At 75.3% G+C, this 17264-nt stretch carries 16 protein-coding genes and 1 pseudogene; 12 read left to right on the forward strand and 5 right to left on the reverse strand.

What is annotated here, in order from left to right:
* Positions 1-23 precede the first annotated feature (23 nt).
* On the forward strand, positions 24-1721 hold the full coding sequence (locus GQS52_RS25675) for an MFS transporter (protein ID WP_182315937.1): 1698 nt from the start codon (positions 24-26) through the stop codon (positions 1719-1721).
* Positions 1722-1796: 75 nt separating this feature from the next.
* Here the strand turns inward: GQS52_RS25675 and GQS52_RS25680 are convergent, their stop codons facing one another.
* Positions 1797-3392: a hypothetical protein gene (locus GQS52_RS25680; protein WP_182315938.1), complete on the reverse strand. Its 1596-nt coding sequence runs from the start codon at positions 3390-3392 to the stop codon at positions 1797-1799.
* Between the two features lie 297 nt (positions 3393-3689).
* Between GQS52_RS25680 and GQS52_RS25685 the strand changes: the two genes are divergently transcribed.
* From GQS52_RS25685 to GQS52_RS25710, 6 genes are all read left to right on the forward strand, one after another.
* Complete coding sequence (locus GQS52_RS25685; RefSeq protein ID WP_182315939.1) at positions 3690-4373, forward strand: triacylglycerol lipase; 684 nt, start codon at positions 3690-3692, stop codon at positions 4371-4373.
* A gap of 259 nt (positions 4374-4632) precedes the next feature.
* Complete coding sequence (locus GQS52_RS25690) at positions 4633-5838, forward strand: RNA-guided endonuclease TnpB family protein (RefSeq protein WP_182315940.1); 1206 nt, start codon at positions 4633-4635, stop codon at positions 5836-5838.
* A 156-nt stretch (positions 5839-5994) separates the two neighbouring features.
* Positions 5995-6384: a VOC family protein gene (locus GQS52_RS25695; protein ID WP_182315941.1), complete on the forward strand. Its 390-nt coding sequence runs from the start codon at positions 5995-5997 to the stop codon at positions 6382-6384.
* Between the two features lie 192 nt (positions 6385-6576).
* Positions 6577-7398, forward strand: coding sequence for a rhomboid family intramembrane serine protease (locus tag GQS52_RS25700; RefSeq protein WP_182315942.1), 822 nt, complete (start codon positions 6577-6579; stop codon positions 7396-7398).
* A gap of 178 nt (positions 7399-7576) precedes the next feature.
* Complete coding sequence (locus GQS52_RS25705; protein ID WP_182315943.1) at positions 7577-8077, forward strand: GreA/GreB family elongation factor; 501 nt, start codon at positions 7577-7579, stop codon at positions 8075-8077.
* A 35-nt stretch (positions 8078-8112) separates the two neighbouring features.
* A complete protein-coding gene (locus GQS52_RS25710) occupies positions 8113-8505 on the forward strand; it encodes an RNA-binding S4 domain-containing protein (protein ID WP_182315944.1) in 393 nt (130 codons plus the stop codon).
* A 36-nt stretch (positions 8506-8541) separates the two neighbouring features.
* Here the strand turns inward: GQS52_RS25710 and GQS52_RS25715 are convergent, their stop codons facing one another.
* Positions 8542-10029, reverse strand: a complete 1488-nt coding sequence (locus tag GQS52_RS25715; RefSeq protein ID WP_259370980.1) for an ArsR family transcriptional regulator — start codon at positions 10027-10029, stop codon at positions 8542-8544.
* Between the two features lie 211 nt (positions 10030-10240).
* Between GQS52_RS25715 and GQS52_RS25720 the strand changes: the two genes are divergently transcribed.
* Both GQS52_RS25720 and GQS52_RS25725 read left to right on the forward strand, forming a co-directional pair.
* Positions 10241-11470 carry a GTP-binding protein gene (locus tag GQS52_RS25720; protein WP_182315945.1) on the forward strand — a complete coding sequence of 410 codons (1230 nt, stop codon included), beginning with the start codon at positions 10241-10243 and terminating at the stop codon, positions 11468-11470.
* 67 nt (positions 11471-11537) lie between these two features.
* Positions 11538-11984: an SRPBCC family protein gene (locus GQS52_RS25725; protein ID WP_182315946.1), complete on the forward strand. Its 447-nt coding sequence runs from the start codon at positions 11538-11540 to the stop codon at positions 11982-11984.
* 103 nt (positions 11985-12087) lie between these two features.
* Here GQS52_RS25725 and GQS52_RS25730 read toward each other — a convergent pair whose 3' ends face one another.
* Positions 12088-12891, reverse strand: a complete 804-nt coding sequence (locus tag GQS52_RS25730) for an aminotransferase class IV family protein (protein ID WP_182315947.1) — start codon at positions 12889-12891, stop codon at positions 12088-12090.
* 137 nt (positions 12892-13028) lie between these two features.
* Between GQS52_RS25730 and GQS52_RS25735 the strand changes: the two genes are divergently transcribed.
* The gene (locus tag GQS52_RS25735; RefSeq protein WP_182315948.1) at positions 13029-13373 is read left to right on the forward strand and encodes a MerR family transcriptional regulator; all 345 of its coding nucleotides are present in this window, start codon (positions 13029-13031) and stop codon (positions 13371-13373) included.
* Positions 13374-13531: 158 nt separating this feature from the next.
* Here GQS52_RS25735 and GQS52_RS25740 read toward each other — a convergent pair whose 3' ends face one another.
* Both GQS52_RS25740 and GQS52_RS25745 read right to left on the reverse strand, forming a co-directional pair.
* Complete coding sequence (locus GQS52_RS25740) at positions 13532-13843, reverse strand: hypothetical protein (RefSeq protein WP_259370981.1); 312 nt, start codon at positions 13841-13843, stop codon at positions 13532-13534.
* Positions 13840-15129, reverse strand: a complete 1290-nt coding sequence (locus GQS52_RS25745; RefSeq protein WP_259370982.1) for a hypothetical protein — start codon at positions 15127-15129, stop codon at positions 13840-13842. The genes GQS52_RS25740 and GQS52_RS25745 overlap by 4 nt, the downstream gene beginning before the upstream one ends.
* 105 nt (positions 15130-15234) lie before the next feature.
* On the opposite strand from GQS52_RS25745, the gene GQS52_RS25750 reads away from it, so the two are divergent.
* Entirely contained in the window at positions 15235-16233 is a 999-nt protein-coding gene (locus tag GQS52_RS25750; RefSeq protein WP_182315949.1) for an ABC transporter substrate-binding protein, read from the forward strand.
* Between the two features lie 8 nt (positions 16234-16241).
* A pseudogene (locus GQS52_RS25755) lies at positions 16242-17233 on the forward strand (iron chelate uptake ABC transporter family permease subunit); the annotation flags it as partial.
* Between the last annotated feature and the right edge of the window lie 31 nt (positions 17234-17264).

Consider the following 17264-nt stretch of genomic DNA (forward strand, 5'->3'; position numbering starts at 1 on the left):
CGGACGGCCCGCGGGGCGGGGCCGTGAGCCGGCGGGACAGGACGGAGCGGGCCGGCCGGGCCCGCACGCTCTACCTCGGCACGCTGTTCCTCCCCCTCGCCCTGCAGAACTTCCTGCTGACCTACAACTCGACCGCCATGAACGTGGCGCTGTCGGCGATCCTCGACGACCTGGGCACGACGCTGACCGGCGTGCAGGCGGCGATCTCGCTGTACTCCCTGGTGGTGGCCGCGTTCCTGATCACCGGCAGCAAGCTCGGCGCACGCCACGGGCACCGGCGGGTCTTCGTCCTCGGCGCGGAGGTCTTCGTGCTGGGCACGCTGCTCACCGCCTTCGGCCCGAACCTGGCGTACATGCTGGTCGGCTGGTCGCTGGTCCAGGGGATCGGCGTGGCGCTGATGCTCCCGGCGCTGCTGTCCCTGATCACCCGGGAGTTCACCGGGGCCGACCGGACCAGGGCCCTGTCGGCCCTGGGGACGGTCGGGGGAATCGGCGCGGCGGTCGGGCCGCTCCTGGGCGGTGTGTTCACCCACTACGTGAGCTGGCGCGCGTCGTTCCTCATGGGCACCGTGATCACGACGGTCGTGGTACTCGCCCTGCGGCGGACGCCCGGCCCCGGGCCGGACCCCGCGGCGTCGAAGGGCCCCCGGGAGCCCTTCGACGCCGCGGGGTCCGTACTGTCCGCCGCAGGGGTCGGGCTGCTCGTCGTCGCCACGCTGCTCGCCGGGCGGTACGGCCTGGTCCGGGCCCGGCAGGACTTCGAGGTGTTCGGCCACGTGCTGTTCCACCGGGGCGGCCCGTCTCCCGTGCCCTTCCTCGCAGGCGCCGGACTGGTGGTCCTCGCCGTGTTCGCCGTGCGGGAGCGCCGCCTCGTCAGGAGCGGCAGGGACCCGCTGGTACGGCTGTCGGTGCTGCGCAACCGCACGGTGCGTACCGGGTCGGAGACCCAGGCGATGCAGTACCTGGTGCCCAACGGCATCGTCTTCCTCGTGCCCGTCTTCCTGCAGACGACCCTCGGTTTCGACGCACTGTGGTGCGGGATCACGCTCGTTGCGACGACGCTGGGGCTCATGACGGCCGCCCCGGTGGCCGCCGGGCTCGTCGGCGGGGGGCGGGTGACCCACCGCGCCGCCCAGACGGGGTCGTTCCTGCTCATGGCGGCCGGCTGCGTCGTGATCGCCGCCACGTTCGACCCGCAGGTGCGGGACGAGACGACCACGGGCCTGGCGTTCGCGCCGGGGCTCTTCCTCCTGGGCCTGGGCCAGGGACTGGCCACGACGGTGACCGACCTCATCCAGTCGGCCCCGTCGCCGGACGAGGTGGACGACGTGACCGGGCTGTCGCGCAGCGGCACCTACCTGGGGAGTTCGCTCGGAGTCGCGCTGGCCGGTGCGTTCATGGCGGTGGCGCTGCTCCACTCCTTCGAGGCCGGGGCGAACGGCAGCACCGTCCTGACACCCGCCCAGAAGCAGCTCGTCACACGGACGGTCGAGGAGCAGGTCCAGCTCACCGCGGCGAGCGACGAAGAGATCCGCGCCGAACTCGGCTCCCGGGGCGTGACGGGCGCCGCGGCCGGCGAACTCGTGCGGATCAACGCCCGCGCCAGGGAGCAGGCACTGGCCTGGGCGGGCGGCTCCATGGCCGTGCTGGCGCTCTGCGGGTGCCTGGTGGCGGGCCGGATCCCCCGCACCCGGACCCCCGGCCCGCCGCCGCCCGAATAGGCCCGTCCGGGCCGGGCGGGGGGCGGGGCGAGCGGGCCGCGTGGGGCAGGCGTCCGGGCCGCGCGGGGCGGGGGCTCAGGGCACGGCGCCGGCCTCCAGCGCCTCCTGTCGGCGGCGGGCGGTGGGCAGGTGCCGCGGGTCCAGGGCGGGCAGCTGCCGCAGCAGGCCGATCAGGTGCGGTCCCAGCTCACGGGCCTTCGCCGGCTGGTCGGTGATGTGCTCCCAGCAGTAGTGCGCGCCGCGGGCGGCCAGCAGGACCTCGGGGGCGTCCGCGGGTTGGTGGGCCAGCCGGGCGCGGCAGGAGGCGATCCACAGCTCGGTGGCCAGGCCGTAGTTGCCCGCCATCCGGGCCAGGTCGGCCCGGATCTCCGCCCAGTGGGTCGCCTCCAGGCTGTTGGGGCCGTACTGGCGCATGACCTGCTGTTCCCACACCGCGGCCATGGAGGCGGCCTCGTGGTGCCGGCCCGCCTCGGCGGCCTCCCGGATCAGCGGCCGGGGATCGCCCGGCGCGGCGGCGGGCACGCCCGGCACGCCCGGAACGCCCGGAACGCCCGACGCTGCGGGCGGGGCGGCGGGGGCCGGGGGGACAGGCGGAGCCGCCGGGACGGGCGGCGCCCCCGCGGGCGGCGTGTGCACCACCTGGGTGTGCGCCGGTGTCTGGACCGGGACCATCGGCGGCATCGGCGTGGAGAAACGTCCCCCGGACGGCGGCGCCGGGGCGGTGGTGACCGCGGCCGTCCGGAACCCGGGAGGCGGGGAGACCGCGGTGACGGGCGAGGGCCGGTGGAGCGGCGGCGCGTCCGGGCGGACCGGCACGTCCTGCACCACAGCCACGCCCCGCACCGTCGTCACGCCCCGCACTGTCGTCATGCCCTGCACCGGTGCCGGTTCCTGCGCCGCTGCCGCGCCCTGCGGCACCGGCGTTCCCCGGACACCCGCCGTGCCCGGTGCCGCCGGTACGTCCGGGGAGGCCGGCGGGTCCCAGTGGTGCGCGGTCGCGGTGAGGGCCCGCGGCACGGGCAGCACCACGGTGCCGGGCGGAAGGTCCGCCGACGCGACGGCCGCCGCGTGCAGTTGGGCGGTGCCCGGCCGGGAGCGGCCGTGCCGCAGCTGCTCGACCAGCCGGCGGGTGTACGGGCCGGGGCCGGCCGGGACCGGCCCGGCGGCGGCGACCGTGCCGTACAGGGGCAGCCCGAGGCCCAGGGCCTCCGGGTCCTGCCGCACCTGGAGCCAGGCGGCCTTGTCGGCGACCAGGTCGGCCAGGAGCGTGGTGGTCCCGGCGGGCCGGATCCGCAGCTCGTTGTGCAGCCAGGACCACGGCAGGGCGGTGTAGCGCACGGTCGAGGCGGTGGTGCCGCCCAGGGCCAGGTGCAGCCGGTGCTGCTTGCGGTCGCTGGTGAGCTGTCCGGTCAGGTACACCAGCAGCGGCCCGCCGGCCGCGGCGGCGGCCCGCAGCCGCAGCAGGACGGTGTTGGGGTCGCGCAGCCCGTCGAGGTGGACGACGTCGGTGGGCACCGTGCTGCCGAGCAGGATGTGGGACGGGACTGCGGCGAGCGCGGCGAGGTTGGCGGTGGGAGTGGGCTGCGCGCGACGCCGGTGCACGGCTCCGGCCCCGGCGACCAGGAGGACGTGGCCGCGCTGATCCGTCGTCTGCTCCCCGGTGATCTGCATGGATGCACGGTACCGACACCGGCGCCGCTCCCGCGCGGACCGGCGGCCGACGCCGCACCAATCTCTTGCCCGTAGGCAAGAGTTGTTCGTGCACGACCCTTGACCTCCGGCGTGTACCTGTCAGTAACCTTGCGTCACTCCGCACGGGGGCGGACACCCCGCCCACGCGGCCCGGAACGGGGCCCGTTCCTCCGCCGCGCCCGCCTCCCTGGCCATTCCGTGACCCGGAACGGCGTGACCGGACACCACTCCCGGCGCCCCCACGCGCCTCCCCCCAGCACACCGTGAGGTCGTCCAGTGAAGAAGACCCTGCTCGTGGCCGCCGTCGCCGGCCTTCTCCTCCCCCTCCAGACGCCGTCCTCCGCCGGCGCGGCGAGCGCGTCCGCCTTCGGGCCGTCCAGCCACCCGGTCATGTTCGTCCACGGCTACTCCGGCAGCGGTTCCAACTGGAACACCATGGCGGACCGGTTCAGGAACGACGGCTGGCCCTCGAGTCACCTCAAGCAGTGGAGCTACGACTCGAGCCAGTCCAACGCCGTCACCGCGCAGCAGCTCGCCACCCAGATCGACCAACTGCTCGCCGCCACCGGTGCTTCGCAGGTCGACGTCGTCACCCACTCCATGGGCGGCCTCTCCTCGCGTTACTACGCCAAGAACCTCGGAGGCGCCTCCAGGATCGACACCTGGGTCTCCCTCGGCGGGCCGAACCACGGCACCGACTGGGCCAACGCCTGCGCCGACACCTCCTGCCGCGAGATGCGGGTCGGCTCGGACTTCCTGACCGCCCTCAACTCCGGGGACGAGACCCCCGGTTCCCCCCGCTACGCGACCTGGTGGTCGCCGTGCGACACCATCATCAACCCCGACAGCAGCGTCTCCCTGTCGGGGGCGGCCAACACGCGCACCGCCTGCCTGAGCCACAGCGGGCTGCTCACCGACGCCACCGTCTACGCCCAGGTCCGGGACACGGTCAACGGCTGATCCCGCACCCCGCGGACCCCGGACCGGTGGCCCAGCACGGGGGCGGCACGCCCCGCACGCGGCCCGGGGACCGCGGGTGCGCACTGTGCCGGGCAGGCGGAGCCGCGGCTGTTCACTGACTTCTCCCAGGATGCCCTGGCCTTCAGGCCGGGGAGGAATGGGTCCTTGGCACGGAGCCGCGAAGCGGCGGAGTCCTGGGCGCATCTGTTCCGGCCTGGGCTTTCTTCCGTTGTCAGTGGAGGGGGCTAGGTTTCCGGCCATGACGACAGCAGCGGTGGCGGTCGGCGGTGTGGCGGGGTGTGCCCGGTACACGTACCGGTTGCGGGTGTCGTCGACCGCGCTCGCCCGGTTGGAGGCGGAGTGGGCGCGGTGCCGGTGGGTGTGGAACGAGTGCGTGGCCGTCTCCCGCAGGATCCACGCCTTGAACAAGGCGTCCGGGGGGAGGGCCACGTGCGGTCCGGCGCAGCTGGACAGGATGCTGACCGCGGCCCGCGCCCAGCTGCCGTGGCTGCGCGAGGGCGCCTCCGTCCCGCAGCAGCAGACGGTGCGGGACTTCGCCGCCTCCCGCGCCAAGGCGCTCAAGGACATCCGGGCGGGGTTGCCGGTGCGGCGCAGGGCCGGGCTGCCGCGGCACAGGAAGAAGCGCGAGGCCGATCCGACCTTGAACTACACCGTCCGGGGCTTCCGGCTCAGGGACGGCCGGTTGCATCTGGCCGGGGGGATCGTGCTGACCGTGGTGTGGTCCCGGGACCTGCCTGCCGATCCGACGAGCGTGCGCATCTACCGGGACGGTCTGGGGCACTGGTACGCCTCGTTCGTCGTGGCCGCCGCGGTGCAGCCGCTGCCCGCCACCGGCCGAGTGCTCGGCGTCGACTGGGGCGTGGCGGTGATCGCCACCACCACCTCCGACGCGCACGACCTGCCGCACCCCGGGCACGGCAAGGCCGCAGCGCAGCGGCTGGCCCGCTATCAGCAGATGATGGCCCGGCGCCGCCCGGCGCGCGGGCAGGCCGCCTCCGCCGGATACCGGACCGCGCGGCGCCGGGCCGCGCGGCTGCACAAGAAGGTGGCGCGGCAGCGCACTGACACCGCCCGCAAGTGGGCCAAGCGCGTCGTCCGGGACCATGACGCGGTCGCGGTGGAGGACTTCCGCCCGAGGTTCCTCGCCAGGACCACGATGGCGCGGAAGGCGGCCGACGCCGCGATCGGCGCGACGAAGGCGGCGCTGGTGGAGATGGGCCGCAAGCACGGCCGGGACGTGCACCTGGTGCATCCCGCGCACACCACCACGGACTGCGCCCGGTGCGGAGCGAGAACCAAGCACGCACTCCCGCTGTCCGAGCGAACCTACACGTGCACCATGTGCGGAGCCGTCTCGCCCAGGGACAAGAACTCCGCACGCGTGATGCTCGTCCGGGCCGGTCTCGACCCGGCCGGCGCTGATCTCGTAAGACCTGCCACCTGATAGGTGCCGGGCGGAGTGAGCCAGGAATCCTCCTCGTTCACGAGGAGGAGGAGTCAAAACGCGGGCCGCAACGGCTAGGATTCACGGCGACATCGCGTGTCGGTCACCGGTCGGGTGAGGCATGGAGGTGTCGGGAGATGCCTTCGGAGGCATTCCTTGTCGGTCGAGTTGAACCACACGATCATCCATGCCCGGGACAACCGGGAATCCGCGGAGTTCTTCGCGGACCTGCTGGGCCTCGAGATCACAGCCGAGTGGGGCCCGTTCGTCGCCGTCGGCCTGAGCAACGGCGTCACGCTGGACTTCGCCGCGATCCCCGCGGACAGGATCACCCCCCAGCACTACGCCTTCCTGGTCTCCGAGGAGGAGTTCGACGCGGCGTACGCCCGGATCAGGCTGCGCGGCATCGAGCACTACGCCGACCCGCACCGGAAACACCCCGGCGCGATCAACCACAACGACGGCGGCCGCGGCGTGTACTTCATGGACCCGGCGGGCCACGCCATGGAACTCATCACCGTGCCGTACGGCGGCCGGACCGCGTAGGCGCATGCGCCGCGGGGGCCGCACTCCGCACCCTGCCGCCGAGACGAGCCGGGGTGGCAAACCGCAGAAGAAACAAGGGCGAAACGGGCAGGTTTTCTGCGGTTTGCCACCCCGTTCGCCCGAGCGAGTGCCGCTTGCCGAGGCGTGCGGGACGGTCGGCTTCAACGGCGCCGATGCGGGGAGGGTCGGGATGTGGTCATTCCCGTTCATGATGTCGACAACCCGGTGCGCCGCACCCCGTGGGTCACCTACGCGCTGATCGCCGTCAACGTGGTGGTGTTCCTGCGCACCCCCGGGGTGGTGGACTCCCTCACGGGCGAGACCGGTCTCGCCCATCTGTGCCGGCTCCAGGCGTTCCTGGAGCACTGGGGCGCGGTCCCGCGGGAGCTGGTGAGCAACGACCCGCCCACGCAGGTCCCGACGGGGAGCACCGCGGTCGGCCCGCGGGGCCCCGGGTGCCTGGTCGGGCCGCCCGGGTACGAGAAGTCGCCGCCGCTGTCGGTGCTGACCGCGATGTTCCTGCACGCGGGCTGGCTGCACCTGCTGGGCAACATGCTGTTCCTGTGGATCTTCGGCAACAACATCGAGGACCGGCTGGGCCGGGTGCGCTTCCTGCTGTTCTACCTGGTCTGCGGGTACGTGGCCGGGTACGGCTTCGCCCTGGTCAACCCCGGGTCCGCCGAGCCGCTGGTCGGGGCCTCCGGGGCGGTCGCGGGCGTACTGGGCGCCTACCTGGTGCTCTATCCGCGGGTGCGGGTGTGGGCCCTGGTGCCGTTCTTCTTCTTCGTCCCGCTGCGGCTGCCGGCATGGGCGGTGCTGGGGCTGTGGTTCGTCCTGCAGGCGCTGTACTCGGCCGGGTACGGGGTGTCCGGTGCGGCGAGCGTCGCCTATCCGGCGCACGTGGCCGGGTTCGTGACGGGAGCGCTGCTGGCCCTGCCGCTGCGCCCCGGCACCCCGCCGCCCCCCGCCGCCCCGCCGCCCCGCCGGGGACGCCCGGTGGGGCCGCAGTGGTGACCGCCCCGGCGCCCCCGCCGGCCCGGCGCGCGGTGGGTGCCCGTGCCGGGGAGTACGTACGCTGGGTGCGGGACCTGCGGCACCGGGACCGGGCGGCACCGGCGCCGCGCCCGCGGCCCGTCCGGCCGTCGTGACCGGACGGAGCGGCCGCCCGCAGCCCGTCATCCAGGAGACGCCCATGAGCACCAACGAGTACGACCCCGCCAGGGCCCCGCTCACCCCGGCGGCACGGCGGGGGCTCGAGGACGAGCTGGAGCAGTTGCGCCGGCAGCGGGACGAGGTCGCGAGGATCCTGGCGGGCGGCACCGACTCCCCGGGGGACAGCGTCGACCAGGCCCGGACCATCGAGGCCATGGACCGGCTCGCCTGGCTCGAGGACCGCATCAGGGAGGTCTCCGACCGGCTCGAGGCGGCCCGCTCCGCCCCGGCGCCCGGCCCGGCGCAGCCCGGGGACGTCGTCACCGTGGGCAGCACGGTCACCCTGGAGTACTCCGACGGCACCACGGCCACCCTGCGCGTGGGGGACATCGCCGAGGACCTGGGGGAGGGGAACCTGATCACCCCGGACAGCCCCCTCGGCCTGGCGCTCCTCGGCCGCCGGACCGGCGAGACCGTCGGCTACGACGCACCGGAGGGCAGGCTCAGCGTCCGGGTGCTGGAGACCGCCCGAAACGGGTAGGCGCCCCGGGCGCCGCAGGCTCTAGAGTCAAAGGCATGACGTCGCAGGAGGGAACCGCCCGGGTCGACAGCTGGATCTGGTCGGTCCGGCTGGTGAAGACCCGCTCCATGGCCGCCGCCGCCTGCCGCGCAGGCCACGTCCGGGTCAACGGCGACCGGGTCAAGCCCGCCCAGCCGGTGAAGGCCGGGGACCAGGTGAGGCTGTACCACGCGGGCCGCGAGAGGATAGTCGTCGTCTCGCGCCCGATCAGCAAGCGGGTCGGTGCGGCCGTCGCCGCGGAGTGCTTCGTCGACAACAGCCCGCCGCCCCCGCCGCGCGAGGAGAGGGCGGCGATCGGCCTGCGCGACCGCGGGGCGGGCCGCCCGACCAAGCGCGACCGCCGCGAACTGGACAGGCTGTACGGCCGCGGGGCGGAGACGCCCCGCTGAGCGGGGCGGGGCCGTGGTGCGCAGACGCCCCGCGGGTCAGCTCCCCCGGTAGAGCCGGTCGAGGTCGACCAGGACCACCTCGCCGCGTTCCCCGGCGGCGCGGAGCTCCGGGGTGAAGCCGGCGCCGCCGTAGCAGGCGGGCCGGGCGCGGCCGACGTCCTCGCCGCGGTCGGCGAGCAGCGCCAGCAGGCGGCGGATCCGCTCCAGGTGGCGCACGTCCATGACCTCGTCCCAGCACGTCCGCCCGACCGACAGCAGAGCCCCCCGGCGGGTGCCGGCGCCCGCCCGCAGGACCACCTCGGCGTCGAGGCGGGCGTGCTGTTCCGGATCGGTCAGGGAACCGCAGGACACGGCGCCGGGGGCCACGCCGAAGGTCTCCGGCGCGGCGAACCCCGCGGCCCAGTCCCGGCACACCTGGGCGAAGTGCGGGCCGGCCACCGCGGAGTCGAAGACGGCGCGGGCCCGCTTCCAGACGCCGACGGCGTCCTCCTGCTCCAGCGCGGAGCGGTGGGGGGCGGCGACGGCGTGCTCGAAGGCCAGCAGCGGCTCGGTGATCCGGTAGCGCGTCAGGGCCGGCCGGAAGGCGTCCGGCTCCCCGCACAGCAGACCGCAGTCCTGCAGGACCACCAGGGCGTGGGAGACGTCCGGCAGGGGCCGGTCCAGCCGTTCGGCGATCTCGCCGCGGGTCGAGCACCCCGAGGTGACGGCGGTCATCGCCGAGTGGCACAGGGCGCGGTCCCAGTGGTCCATCTCCTCCTGGAGCAGGTGCCGCGCCTCGCGGAACAGGGGCGTGCGGGGGTTCAGGACGGTCCTGCACACCCAGGCGTCGAAGTCCTCCGGGCCCGAGGGGGCCTCCTCGCACGCGTAGTCGTACCGGTACGCCGGGGTCCCGCCCACGACGGCGTGCACCAGCAGGGCCAGGCGCGGGTCCTCGATACCCCACAGCCGGGCGGCCCGCCGGAAGTCCAGGGTGTGCACCGCGAGCTCCAGACCGGCCAGCCCGTGCAGGGGTGAGGGCCTGTTGAACAGCCGGCTCATCACGGACACGGCGCTGCCGCACAGCAGCAGGCGCGAGCGGTTGTGCGGCCGCTCCCGGCGCACGCGGTGGTAGGCGCCCTCGACCACGGAGGGCAGCGCGGGGCTCTGCCGGACGAGGTCGGGGAACTCGTCCAGGACCACCGGCAGCGGCTCCCGGTCCCCCAGGGCCAGCAGGGCGTCGACGGCGTCCTCCCAGCGCGGCAGCGGCACCGGGGACGACGCCCCGGTGCGGCGGGCGAGGTCCTCGCCCAGACGGCGCAGGGACTCCGCCTCCGTCGCCTCCTGCGCACCGAAGTAGAAGCCGCCCACCGCCCGGGTCAGGGCCTCCAGCAGGTACGTCTTCCCCTGCCGGAGGCGGCCGGACACGACCCCGAGGGCGGGCCCGGGACGGGGGTCGCACGCGAAGGCCACCAGGGCCTCCCACTCGGCCTCCCGGTCGAACATCGCCCCGGGCCGGGCGTGGTCCACGGCATCGGGCTGCGCCACGGGCCGCTCCCCTCGTTCGGCACCCTCCTCCTGCTTCCGGCACCTCCAGTACACCTCTGAACCCGCGCCCGCGCCCGCCGCCGGCCGTGCGCGGCCGCAGGGCGGAAAAGGGGAGGGAGCGGGGCCCCGGGGGTGGGGCGGGCCGAGGGGGAGGGGCGGGGGCCGCGGTCGGCTACGATCGCAGCCGTCCCCGCACCCTGGAGGCGCCCCCTTGGCGACGAAGCAGATCCCGGTCATCGTGCTCGCGGGCTTCCTGGGAGCCGGCAAGACCACCTTGCTCAACCACCTCCTCGCCCGCAGCGGCGGTACCCGGGTCGCCGTGGTCGTCAACGACTTCGGCAGCATCGAGATCGACGCGATGACGGTGGCCGGCCAGGTCGACTCCATGGTCTCGCTCGGCAACGGCTGCCTGTGCTGCGCAGTCGACACCGACGACCTGGACGACATGCTGGAGCGGCTCACGCGGGAACCGGACCGCGTCGACGTGATCGTGATCGAGGCGAGCGGACTCGCCGAGCCGGAGACCCTGGTCAGGATGCTGCTGGCCGGCGGCAACCCGCGGACCGTGTACGGCGGCCTGGTCGAGGTCGTCGACGCCGCGGAGTTCGACGCCACCCGTGAGCGCCACCCCGGGATCGACCGCCACGTGCGCATCGCGGACCTGGTGGTCCTCAACAAGGCGGACCGCGTCGCGCCGGAGGAACTGGACCGGCTGCTCGCCGTGCTCGGCGAGCTCGCCCACGGGGCCCCGGTCGTCCCCGCCGTCCACGGCCGCGTCGACCCCGGGCTGCTGTTCGACCGCAGGCCGCGGGAGGAGGCGGACGGGCCGCGCCAGCTGTCCTTCGCCGACCTGCTCCACGACCCGGAGGAGGACGGGCACGGCGAGGACGGGCACGACGGCCACGTCCACGCCGCCTACGACAGCGTGGAGTTCACCGCGCACGAGCCGCTCGACCCGCGTCGCCTCATGGAGTTCCTCGAGCACCGGCCGGACGGCCTGTACCGCATCAAGGGCTTCGTGCACTTCGACGCGGCCGGACACCCCGAGAAGTACCTCCTGCACGCGGTCGGCCGGTTCCTGCGCTTCCACCCCGTACCCCCGGAGCCCGGGGAGCCCGGCCACACCCGCCTCGTGCTGATCGGCTCCGGCATCGACGCCGGGGCCCTGCACGACGCGCTCGCCTCCTGCGTCCGCACCGGGTCCGCGCAGGAGCGGGAGGCGGACCCGCAGGCCATGTGGGGGGTGCTGCGCTTCGTGCAGGAGGACGGCCCGGCGGCACCCCCGCAGCCGCGCGGGGAGGACGGCGCCCGGCCCGCGGAGGCCGGGCAGGACGGTGCGGAACGCGCCGACGCCGGGTACGAGGAGTACGCCGGGTACGAGGGGTACGAGGAGGACGCCGGGTACGCCGAGTACCCCGACGAGGACGCCGCGCTCCGCTGACGGTCCCGGCCGTGCCGACCGGCGGGTCCGCCGTGCCGCCCGGCCGGGGGCGATCTACGATCGCGCCGTGGCACTGATCCGGATCGAACGCGCGTCGAGACTGTCCCCCCGCGATGCCTGGCAGCGCCTGACCGACTGGGAGCGCCACGCGGCGCACGTGCCCCTGACCGGCATCGACGTCACGACGCCGCCGCCGACGGGCGTGGGCACGGTCTTCGTCGCGCGCACCGGGATCGGCCGGCTCCGGTTCGACGACCCCATGGAGGTCGTGCGCTGGGAGCCCCCGCGGGACGGCCGGCCGGGGCACTGCCGCATGGAGAAGCGCGGCCGCGTCGTCACCGGCTGGGCCGAGATCGAGGTGGCTCCCCGCGGCCCGGGGTCGTGGATCGTCTGGCGCGAGGAGGCGCGGGTGGAGCGGCTCCCGCGGCTGTTCGACCCGGTGACCGCCCTGTCCGGCCGTCTGCTCTTCGGCCGCGTGGTCACCGGTCTGCTCGCGGACGCCCCCGCGGAGTAGGGCGTCGCCCGACCGCGTGCCGCCCGGCCGGTGCACCCGCCCCCGGGAGCGGCCTCGCGGCCGTCGCCCGTGCGGTGCGGGGACGCGGCCGGACCGGCCCCCCTCACGGCCGGGTGAGCGGTTCGGCCCGGTGGGCCCGGTGGAGGAGGTCCAGGAAGGACGGCGCCCCGGGCAGGGGCACGGAGCCGATCCTGCTCACCGCCACACCAGGCGTCCACGAGTTCATGACCACGGCCCCGGCCGACGCCGACAGGTCGGCGGGAGTGATCTCCCGGACGCGCTGGGGGACGCCGAGGCGGTCCAGCTGCCGGCGGACGATGCCCATCGTGGTCCCCTCCAGCATCCTTGCGGCCGGCCACACCACCGAGGCGCCGTCCCAGAAGGCCAGGTTCCAGATCGTCCCCTCGCCGATCCGGCCCCGGCGGTCGACGAGGACGGCGTCGTCGAAGCCCTGCGCGACGGCCCGGCGGAGGAGGTACGTCTTGGCCACCTCGCCGACGTGCTTCACGGCCGGCAGGAACCGTTCGTGCTCGACCACCGCCAGCGCCAGCGGGCCCTCCGGGCCGGACGCGGGCGGCCCGGTGCGGACCAGCACGTCGAGTTCCGCGTCGGCCCCGCCCGCGGTGAACTCGCCCGACGGCGAGTACACCGCGGCCGTCAGCGAGAGGTCGGCCGGGCCGGCCTCCAGCGCCGCCCGCAGAAAGGACCGCACGCGGTCGTCGGGCAGTGCCCGGCCGAACAGCTCCACCGAGGCGGAGCGCAGCCGCTCCAGGTGGAGGTCGAGGCCCCGGAGCATGCCCCCGCGCACCTGCACGGCGGTGAAGTGGGCATGGCCCGCGAAGGCGAGCGGCGCCAACTCCTCGGCGGTCGCGGCCCGGCCGTTGAGCTGGGCGACGAAAGAGGTCATGAGTCACTCCTGTGTCACGGGATCGGGTGGACGGAACGACGGGACCGGCCGCGGCGGCCGTGTGCGGAATGCCGTCCCGCGGCGCGACGTTAGGGCCTCACACCGGTGTGAAGGTCAACCTCGGACGGGGTGGGGAGATGCTGATCGGGGAGTTGTCCCGGCGTACCGGGGTCAGCCCGCGGATGCTGCGGTACTACGAGGAGCAGGGGCTGCTCGAGGCCGGGCGCGGCCCGAACGGTTACCGCGACTACGACGAGGACTCGGTCCTGACCGTGCGGCAGGTCCGTGCCCTGCTGGGTGCGGGCCTGTCCACCGGGGTGATCCGTTCGGTGCTGCCGTGCGTCCGCGGTGAGCGGCCGGAGTTCGAGATGTGCCCGGACGTGCGGGCCGTCCTGGAAGGTGAGTTGGCGGCCGTGGACGAGCGTGTCGAAGAACTCCGGCGCAGCCGCAGCGCCCTCGCCGGCTACCTGGCACAGCCCTGACGCACCGCACGCCGCCCCCGCCGGCGGGGTGACAGGTGTGGGCCCGCCCGGAACGACGGGGGGAACGTCCCGGGCGGGCCCGGACGAACGCATGCCCGCCCCCGGGGAGTTCACACCTCCTGGGTGCGTCCTCGCGCCGACGGGGGCGTCCGTTCCGGTCAGGCGGCGAGTGCGGCTTCGAGCATCCGCCGGACCACCGCGGTCAGCTCGGTCGCATCGGGCAGCGGGCGGGTCCCGGCCAGTGCGCCGGCGAGCCGGTCGTACATCAGTCCGTCGGCCCAGGCCACGAGCAGATCCGCCGCCGGAGCCGGACGGGGAGCCCCGAGCGCCTCCGGCAGGGCTGCGGCCCCGGACCGCGCGGCGAGGCCGGCGGCCTGCAGATCGGCGCGCAGTTCCGGCCGGCGCGCCTGCGGCGGAGTCCAGGTCCGGGCGGCCGTGGTCCGTTTCCCGGCGGTCCGGGTGTCGGTCAACGCCCGATCGTGTCGCCCTCCGCCCCGTCGTCCTTCGCGACCAGCGCCAGGTGCCCGCCCTCGTCGAGCGGGGTCGGGGTGGTGACGGTGCGCAGGAAGGCGCCGCAGGAGGCGTCGTACAGGTGTATCTCGCCGTGCCCGCCCCGGCTGACCGCGACCGGGTCGGCGGCGGGCGAGGCCGCGACGGCCCGCCGCTGCACGCCGTCCCACGGGGTGCAGCCCTCCCGCGGGGCACCGTCCATCGGCGGGAGGGGGAGGCGGGCCCGCACGCGCGGCCCGTGCGGGCCCGTGGTGTCCCGGTCGACGAGGACCAGTTCGTCGCCGGAGGGGTGGATCCGGGTGAACGCCGCCCGGGTGCGTGACAGGGCCAGCCGGAAGACCAGTCCCGGGCCGAGGTCGAGCCGTCCGGTGCGGCCCTCGTCGATCCGGTGCCACCAGGCGTGGTTGGTCCACCGCGGCCACTGGTCCGGCTCGGGCGGGCCGCCACGGACCGTGCTCCACAGGGTGCGGCGGGCCGGGTCGAGCCTCAGGAAATAGCCGCGCCCGCCCTCGCGCCCGCCCTCGCGCCCACCCTCGCGCCCGTCCCCGTCCCCGTCCCCGTCCCCGTGCCAGGCCAGGGACGGGCCGGCGGTCAGTGACCGGCCGTCGCGCACGGCGACGGCCACGCCGTCCTCGGTGGCGGTGAAGACCCGCCCGGTGGCCGGGTCCGCGGCGTCGCCGTGCCCGTCGTCGGGCAGGGGCAGGCGGGCCGAGGGCTCGACGGCCGGACAGCCGGGGCCCGCGGCCAGGAGGCCGGTGAGGCGGTGGACGGCCAGCGCGCCGGGCATCCGTTCCCGGACCACCAGCAGGGGGTCGTCGGCCGGGCCGAGGACGGCCACGCCCGGTTCGCCGGTCCGGGTGCGCACGCGGACGGCCCGCGGCTGCGGCGCGGCGGCCAGGTCCACGACGGTCAGCAGGTCGCTCCAGGGTTCCGGGGAACGCCCGCAGCCCGTGCTGACGGCCAGGAAGCGCCCGGTCGGATCGGCCGCGAGGTGCTCGCCCGGCACGGCCACCGGGACCGTCACCGGCACCGCGGGCCGGCCTTCCCCGGCGAACGGGTCCAGGACGACCAGCGCGCCCGCCAGGTCGTCCACGAACGCCACCCGTCCGCCGCGCAGCCGGAGGAACCCGGCGTGCTCGGAGAGATGACGACCGGTCAGGGAGGCGATCGGGCGGCCTTCCTGAGGGTCGTGCACATGGACGGCGCCGGCGACCTGGTCGGCCGCGACGAGGCGCAACTGCGGCATGGGGACTCCCTGGGTGACGAACCGTTTAAAGAAAATGATTATCATCATGCTTAGGGTTGCCGAGACAACCCCGCCCCACCGGCCGCGATCCGAGGAGTCCCGACGATGTCCCGCCCCCTGACCACCGCCCTGCGCAGACTGGCCGCACTGGCCGCCGCAGGAGCCCTGCTCGCCGCGTGCGGGCAGGGAACGCCCGCGGACCCCGGCCGGGAGGACCGCGCCGACGGCGCCTCCGCGGCGGAGGGCCTCCCGGTGAAGCCCGTCGCCCCCGCCGACTCCGTCACCGACGCGCGCGGCGTCGAGGTCGCCCCGGGGAAGAAGCCGGAGCGCATCGTCTGCCTGGTCGCCCTCTGCGACGACATGCTGGCCGAGCTCGGCATGCGGCCCACGGCCACCAACTCCGCCCTCCTGTCCCACCCGGAGTTCCTGGGCGGGAAGGAGGCGGAGAAGGTCCCGGTGGTCCCCGGAGGCTTCCTCAGCCCCGAGGTCGAGGCGATCCTCTCCCACGAACCGGACCTGGTCATCGGCCTGGAGGACACCCACGGCAAGCTCGCCCCGGCCCTGAAGGGCGCCACCACCTTCTGGCCCGTGCAGCCGGAGACGTGGCAGGACAGCATCGGCTACCTGCGCGACCTCGCCGCGCTCACCGGGCGCGGCGAGCAGGCGGCGGCCGCGGAGACGAGGTTCAGGGAGAAGCTCGCCGACGCCCGGAGGGCCAGGAGCGGCCGGACGGCGCTGGTCGTCTTCGGCAGCGACGAGAACTTCGGCGTGGCCACCCCCGGCAGCGACGTCGCGGCCGGGCTCTTCCCGGAGATCGCCGACTACCCGTGGAAGAGCCGCGGAGTGGAGGGCACGTACAGCCTGGAGGAGATCCTGGCCCGGGACGTCGACGTCCTCTTCGTCGAGACCATCTCCTTCGGCGGGCCGGGGGAGAAGCTGTCCGAGAAGATGGCGAAGAACCCGCTGTGGGCGCAGATACCGGCGGTCAGGAACGGCGACGTCGTCGAGGTCGACCCCGAGGTGTGGGCCAAGGGGCGCGGCACGCGCTCGCTCGGCATCGTCCTGGACGAGGCGACGGCCGCGCTGCGGCGAGCAGGGCGATGAACAGGGCGATGAGCGCGCGACTGCCCATGGTGGCGGGCCTGCTGCTGGTGGCCGCCGCCCTGGGGGCCCTGTGCCTCGGCACGCCCGTCGTCGCCCCGTCGCGGCTGCCGGACCTCCTCGCCGGGGGCGGCGCCGGCGCCGGAACCACCGGGGCCGGAGCCCTGGACGCGGTCGTCGTGCGGGAGATCCGGCTTCCCCGGCTGCTGCTGGCGGCCGCCGCCGGGGCCTGTCTGGGGGCGGCGGGGCTGGTGCTGCAGGAGGCGCTGCGCAACCCGCTGGCCGTCCCCGAGATGCTCGGCGTCTCCTCCGGCGCGGCGCTCGGGGTGGCCGCGCCCCTGGTGCTCGTACTGCCGCTGCCCGGGTGGGCCCACCCCCTGCTCGCCGTGGGGGGAGCGGCCCTCGGCGGCCTGCTGACCCTGGCCGCCGCCGGTTTCGGGCGCAGCCCCTCGGCGGTCCTGCTCACCGGTGCGGCCGTCGCCGCCGCACTCCAGGCGGGACTGCTCGTGATGATGGTGATGGCCGACCGGCTCGACCTCCAGTTGATCTTCCGCTACCTGATGGGGAGCCTGTCCGGGCGGGGCTGGGACGCCTGGGGCGGGTCTGGCCGTGGGCGGCCGCCGCGGTGCCGCTGCTCGTCCTGTGCCTGCCGGTGCTCGCGGTGCTGCGGCTGGGCGACGCGGACGCCGGCGCGCTCGGCGTGCGGGTGCACCGGGCCAGGCTGGCGGCGCTCGCCGTCGCCGTCCTGCTCATCGCGCCGGTCGTCGCGGTGTGCGGCCCGGTGGCGTGGATCGGCTTCCTCGCGCCCCACCTCGCCAGGAGGCTGCGGCCCGGCGCGGACGTGGTGGGGTGGCTGCCGTGGGCCGCGGCCTGGGGCGCGGTCGTGACCGTGTGGGCGGACCTGGCGGCCCGGCTGGCCCTGGCCCCGGTCGAGACGCCGGTGGGGGCCTGGACGGCGCTGGTGGGAGTGCCCGCCGGTGTGCTCCTGATGCGGTCCGGCCGCACCGGCCCCCGCGCAGCCGTCGCCACCGCCA

The sequence above is a fragment of the Streptomyces sp. SCUT-3 genome (assembly GCF_014083985.1).
In the GTDB taxonomy this organism is placed as follows: Bacteria; Actinomycetota; Actinomycetes; order Streptomycetales; family Streptomycetaceae; genus Streptomyces_H; species Streptomyces_H thermolineatus.